We start from the raw sequence: 4,802 nt of genomic DNA on the forward strand, positions 1-4,802 counted from the left end.
GTGAATTTGCAAACGTTCCTACTTTCGATGATGTGGAATTATTGGCATTTGCTGTCATAGTCTTATACGTTGCTATTAAATCGTTATACGCCGTAATAAGATCTGTAATAGTTTTTTGTGAACCATCAGCACCACGCGCAACATTAATAACCTGCGCTGTACCTGAATCTTTAACTAAATTTAAAGTAACACCAGTAATAACATCGCTAATTGAATTAGTCGATCGAGTAAAGCTTGTACCATTCATAGTAAAGGCAGCATCTTGAGCCGAACTGACAGTGGAAGTAGATAAGCCGCCCGCAGAACCTGAGCTTGATAAATTAGTTACATCATCTAAGCTTGAAGTGTTAGTGAAGACCAATTCACCACTAGGATCCGAATCACCAGTCTCCCAGTTGACTAGCGTGCCAGCAGTAAACGATCCACCTGCAACATCCCCTAAGCCATTCGCAGTGTTTGCACTTGCCGCCGTTGATCCCTCCGCAAGATTAGCAAACGCATCAGCCACTTGCTCCGCAGTTGCGCCAGTAGCACCAGCAGTAAAAGTGAGGCCTGCAATTGTGAGCATCTCCCCCGCAGACATGGCGTTAAAAGTTACTGTTGCCGTTTCTTCAGAGATTCCATCACCATCTGTAGGGTCAATGCTTGGAGGATCAATAAGGGAAATCCCAGTGTACGTAACAGCGTTTGCTAAACCCGTTTGAGTCCCTTGAATCATTAAAGCAAAGTGGGAGCTATCGGTTGTCTGGACAAGACTAGCATTTACATTAACGCCAAGCGCATTGATCCAATCCTTAAGCTCAGCAACCGTGGCGGTTGAGGCTAAAGCTGGAGTTCCAGAAGGGGTGCCAAGAGTATTGTAGGTAGTTGACCCTACGGTAATTGAAAATCCTTCCTCAGAATCAATTGAGGCTAAATCACTCGTGGATGAATAACCCGCGATAGTATATTTTGAAGCCAGGGCAGTAGCGCTTACTGTGAGATTGTAATTACCCAGAAGCGCACCGTTTGCAGCGGTAGCTTGCACCACTGTTGAGTCTGAAGTACTAACTACAGAGGCATTATAAGAATTTGGATTCTGAAATGCTTTTAGGGCATCTCCAAGTGCAGATACCTTGCTTTTCACGGTGCCCAAGTCACTAATAATGACTTGTTGTTGAGTGATCTTAGTATTAATTGCATCTAGAGGCTTATTTTCCACAGTCATCAATTGCGCAACGATACTTGCCACATCAATAGATGCAGTTCCAGTGCTTGCGGATGAACTTGTGCTGGAAGAAACTGCCATATCCTAGATTCCTACCCTTTTAAAATTTGGTATTTACGTTTTAAACGCCCAAAACACATAGTGAGGTAGATTGTAATATGCAAAAAACATGCCAATTCTAAGAATTGACATGTCTATATTATGCTTTTTGATGAACTAAAGCGGCGTTTAATTGCTCAAAACTCTGAGCAATCCGGATCAATTCCTCTGTAGGTAGCTGACGAACAACCTCGCCAGTTTGAGGATTTGTAACCCGAACAATATGGTAACCGGTAGTGCTATCAACTGAAAAACTTAAATTACGGCCCATAGACTGCACAAAGCTCTGTATTTGCTCTGCGGCTTTTGCAACCACTTCACGCGTTGGCTGAGTTACTTCGTTTACTGCAGACGGCTTAATTTCAGTGCTAGCGGCTTTTGAAACCACTTCGGCATCGCTGCGAACTGGCTGTATTGCGCGCTCGGGAACTGAACCAGCCGGTTGCATTACTCCAGTAGCCACTGGTTGTGGCGCAGAATTTAATGCGGCGACTTGACTCATAACTTACCTCCCATCAACAACTTATATTCCCATTTCTAGAGCACAAAAATCAGGTCTCCCTGATTTTTGTGTGTAGGTCTAACTTATTACTTCAACAATGACAAGATCACGTTAGGCATTTGGTTTGCCTGGGCCAACATTGCTGTTGCAGCTTGTTGCATGATCTGACCCTTAGTCAGTTTTGCAGTTTCTGCGGCAAAGTCGGTATCCATCATTGCTGAACGTGACTGTTGCAAGTTAGTGCTTTGAGCTTGTAAGTTTGTAGATACATAGCTCAAGCGATTCATCTGTGAACCAAATGTAGCGCGCTTAGTTGAAATATATTCAATAGCGTTATCTACAGCAGCAGCAGCGTTCTTAAATGCTGTTTGCCATTGCTCAATCGTATTAGTGCTACCCAGTGTGCCTAAGTTACCAGCAGCTGAGCCTGTAATACGAGTACCCAAAGTCATCATTTCACTAGCTTGACCAGCATTAGTGCCAGTTGTACCAGTTTGAACGTTCAAGGTATCAATCTGAATAAAGGCATCTGAAGATGGGCCGCTTTGGAACTTCAATGCACTGTTGGCGCCAGAGCTAACAACTAACTCACCATCACCGGATGGTGATCCACCATCTCTGCTGTATGAGTTTGATAGCTCTTAATATCAATCTGAGCACCAAAGGCGCTAAAGTTTAATGTCTGAGTAGTATTTGCAACGCCTTCAGAGAGCGCAACTGCTTGAGTTGTTGCCACACCATTAACAGTTCCAGCCATTGAAACCTTATCTGTTGCGCTATCGTATGTCAGAGTATATGTTCCAGGAGCAACACCCGATAGCCTTACATCAGTTATTTCGCTACCTACACCATTAACCGTCAGATCACCAGCAGCCGATATCTGGGTTGCAATAGCTGAGCCAAGCAGCTTATCACCCGCAGCACGAGTAGAGCTTAGGTTTAACTTAATGCCAAATGTATCAAAATTGAGTGTTTGGTCAGTTGTCTTATTGCCGCCAGCAACGTCATTAGCTGTAGCATCAGCAACAGTTACAGTCTGGGATTGAGCAAGACCGTTAAAGGTGCCAGTCAATGTCAGATTTGCGCCATTGCTAGTAAATGTATAGTCACCCGGGATTTTAGCTAGCAAATTAGGGTCGAGGCTAATGGATAGAGTTGTTTCTGTAGAGGCAAAATTAGCCGCTCCCAATTGCGCGCCCAAGTCTGCATCGCCAAGACCATCGGTAACTAGGAGGCCAACGCTTCCAGCTGTCGTTATATCCACAGACACCGCCGTAGTACTCAAAGCAACACCAGAACGAATATCGGAGTTATTCAAGTCAACGGTTGAACCTGAAGTTAACAAGTTAATACCGTTAAATTGAGTGCGTTGTGCAGTTGCGTTAATCTCACTATTGAGATCTTTCATCTCTTGCACAATGTCTAATTTCTGGCTAGTTGACAATGAACCGTCGTAACCTTGAGTAGACAATTGCTTTAGGCGTAAAAGCATGTCATGAATAGTTGACAAAGAAGTATCAGCTGTCTGCAACAAATTAGTTGCATCGTTCAAATTACGTACAGACTGGTTAGTACCGTTAATTTGACTTTGCATGTTTTGGGAGATTGCCAAACCAGCAGCATCATCTTTTGCGCTATTAATACGCAAACCAGATGAAAGACGCTGAACCGAAGTTGCAAGGTTATTTTGAGCGTTTGCTAGGCTATTTTGAGCAAATAACGATGCAAGGTTGGTGTTAATTACGGTTGACATATTTTTCTCCTAAGCGCCTCAAGTTCATTCTCAAGGCATTCACTTCTCCATGTATTCCTTAACGGATGTAGCTTTGAAAGCGTTTAGGACTTTTTAGCTCATCCCTCGCAACCGCTATTGGCGCCTCCAAAATGAGTGACCTATTGGCAGATGGGGCTGAAAGTGCCGCCGTTCTGGATTAAACGCCTGTTCATATTTAGCCGTTAAGCCATAACCCCTCCTTTTTTTGAGGCTGCCCCTAAAGGAATAACATGACCACGATTGATCCAAGCTCAGCATCTTTATATGCTCAACAAGGGCTTTTGGAAGCCCAGAAAGCACTCTCTTCGACAGTTCAGAAGCTTTCTTCAGGGCAAAGAATTAACGGCGCCCAGGATGATGCAGCAAGTTTGGCTATTGCAATGAGCATGGTGAGTCAGATGAATGCTGTAAATCAGTCGGTTTCAAATCTCAATCAGGCAACCAACTTGATCCAAACAGCTGATATTGGACTTAGCTCCATTCAAGACATACTTCTTCGGGTTAAGCAATTAGCAGTAAAGGGGGGTAATGATGGCCTAAGCAGCGCTCAAAAGGTCAACATTGCCAAGGAACTTGCTGATCTCAATAACGAAATTCAAAACACAATTGACCGCACTACATTCAATAACCAGTCACTTTTAACCAATCACGGAGTATGGGATAACAACTCCGGGATCAAGGTTGGCTCAACCAATGTTGGCACCTTAGACAACACCATCATTACTATGGTGGGCGTACAAGACGCACGACCAGGAATTTATAAGCTCTCCAGTGGGGGCGCAAGTCTCACCATGACAAAGACAGATTGGAATGACAATGCCTTAGGGTCCCAAACCATCACAGTTAATACTCCAACAGGGTCTACTGATGTTGAAACACTCCATTTTGGCGACTTTGGAATTTGGATGCGCCTTGAGAGCAGTACAGTTGGGGTTAATGGACTAACTGATAGCGGCGAAGAAATTGCCAAAAACCTCAGCAATATATTCAAACCAATAATTGTTCAAGAAGGTCCCGCAATTAAGTTTGGTGCTGGACCAAATAATTCGGACTTAATTGCCTATAACCCAATTAACCTTACCAATACCGCCAAGGCGGATAGTGAAATTGAGGGCACCGTCAACGCAAATGGAATTTCGAATACCAACCCTAGCGCCCTTCAGGTACTGGCAGCGCCAACCACTGTTCAAGGCGCTTATGACATTATTATTAATGAATCT

The 4,802-nt window shown here is 43.9% G+C and carries 5 protein-coding genes; 1 reads left to right on the top strand and 4 read right to left on the bottom strand.

Going from position 1 to position 4,802, the window contains the following annotated elements; all coding sequences use genetic code 11:
- The 4 genes from fliD to B7Y67_RS15195 form a co-directional block, all read right to left on the bottom strand.
- Positions 1-1,288: flagellar filament capping protein FliD (gene fliD / locus B7Y67_RS15180; protein WP_293599354.1), on the bottom strand; the 1,288-nt coding region annotated here is incomplete at its 3' end.
- Between the two features lie 118 nt (positions 1,289-1,406).
- Positions 1,407-1,808, bottom strand: coding sequence for a flagellar protein FlaG (locus B7Y67_RS15185; protein ID WP_293599355.1), 402 nt, complete (start codon positions 1,806-1,808; stop codon positions 1,407-1,409).
- An 86-nt stretch (positions 1,809-1,894) separates the two neighbouring features.
- Positions 1,895-2,365, bottom strand: a complete 471-nt coding sequence (locus B7Y67_RS15190; RefSeq protein ID WP_293599356.1) for a flagellin — start codon at positions 2,363-2,365, stop codon at positions 1,895-1,897.
- 26 nt (positions 2,366-2,391) lie between these two features.
- On the bottom strand, positions 2,392-3,561 hold the full coding sequence (locus tag B7Y67_RS15195) for a hypothetical protein (protein WP_293599357.1): 1,170 nt from the start codon (positions 3,559-3,561) through the stop codon (positions 2,392-2,394).
- Between the two features lie 251 nt (positions 3,562-3,812).
- Between B7Y67_RS15195 and B7Y67_RS15200 the strand changes: the two genes are divergently transcribed.
- A partial coding sequence (locus B7Y67_RS15200; protein WP_367227292.1) for a flagellin occupies positions 3,813-4,802 on the top strand: 990 nt, incomplete at its 3' end.

Source organism: Polynucleobacter sp. 35-46-11 (genome assembly GCF_002281105.1).

Coding starts and splice junctions, on each gene's coding strand:
- B7Y67_RS15185 (WP_293599355.1), bottom strand. CDS start 1,808: ATGAGTCAAGTCGCCGCATTAAATTCTGCGCCACAACCAGTGGCTACT.
- B7Y67_RS15195 (WP_293599357.1), bottom strand. CDS start 3,561: ATGTCAACCGTAATTAACACCAACCTTGCATCGTTATTTGCTCAAAAT.